1 protein-coding gene is annotated in these 994 nt (G+C 76.9%); it reads left to right on the plus strand.

Annotated features, from left to right (window positions below; genetic code table 11):
- Positions 1-994 (plus strand): sensor histidine kinase (locus tag E4099_RS32385; protein ID WP_342451965.1); only part of this gene is annotated, 994 nt, incomplete at both ends.

Genomic DNA, 994 nt, shown 5'->3' on the forward strand with positions numbered 1-994 from the left:
CGTTCGGGGTGGGCGAGACGGCCGGGGCGGACCAGGGGCGAGCGGGAGCGCACCGCAGCCGGGGGCAGCACCTCCGGGACCTCGTGCTGTGGGCGCTGTTGACGGTCCCGGTGATGTTCGGTGACTGGTTCGCGCGCAGCGTCCGACCGCCGTGGTGGCAGACCGGGTGCGGGGTGCTGCTGCTCGCGGTGGCCGTGGCCTGCTCCCGGCGGTTCCCGGTGGCGGCGCTGCTGGTGGTCGGAGGGCTGGGGCTGGCCACCTCGCCGTCCCTGTTCACCCTCTCCTACGGGCCGGCGCTGGCGGTCGTCGGCTATCTGCTGGGCCGCCGCGCACAGGCGTCCCGGCCCGCGCTGCTCGCCTTCACGGCGCTGGCGGTGACCGGCACCGCGCTGGTGCCGCAGCGGTCCCAGGACGTGGCGGTGGGCTGGCTGGGGCTGGTCGCCACGCTGCTCTTCGGTGCCGTCTTCCCCTGGCTGATCGGCCGTCACCGGCGGCAGGACCGGGCGCTGGTGATGGCCGGCTGGAGCCGGGCGGTGCAGCTGGAGCGCGAGCAGCAGATCGTCGCGGACCGGGCCCGGCTGCGTGAGCGGGCCCGTATCGCACAGGACATGCACGACTCGCTCGGTCATGACCTGGCCCTGATCGCGCTGCGCGCCGGGGCCCTGCAGATCGCCCCCGGCCTGGACCCCGCCCACCGCGCCGCCGCCCGGGAACTGCGCTCCGCCGCCTCCGACGCGACGGAGCGGCTGCGCGAGATCATCGGCGTACTGCGCGACGCGGCGGGCACGGACGCGGGGTCCGAGGCGGGGGCCTCGGTGCCGGGTGTGGACGCGGTGCGTGAGCCGGCGTCCTCGGTGCGGGGTGAGGACATGCCATCCGAGCCCGCGTCGCGGGTGCATGGTGTGGGCGCGGAGCCGGAGCCGGCGTCCACGGTACGGGGTGCGGACGCGCTGCCCGAGCCGGCGTCCTCGGCTCGCGGGGTGGTCGCGGGGGC

Source organism: Streptomyces palmae (assembly GCF_004684805.1).
GTDB classification, from domain to species: Bacteria; Actinomycetota; Actinomycetes; order Streptomycetales; family Streptomycetaceae; genus Streptomyces; species Streptomyces palmae.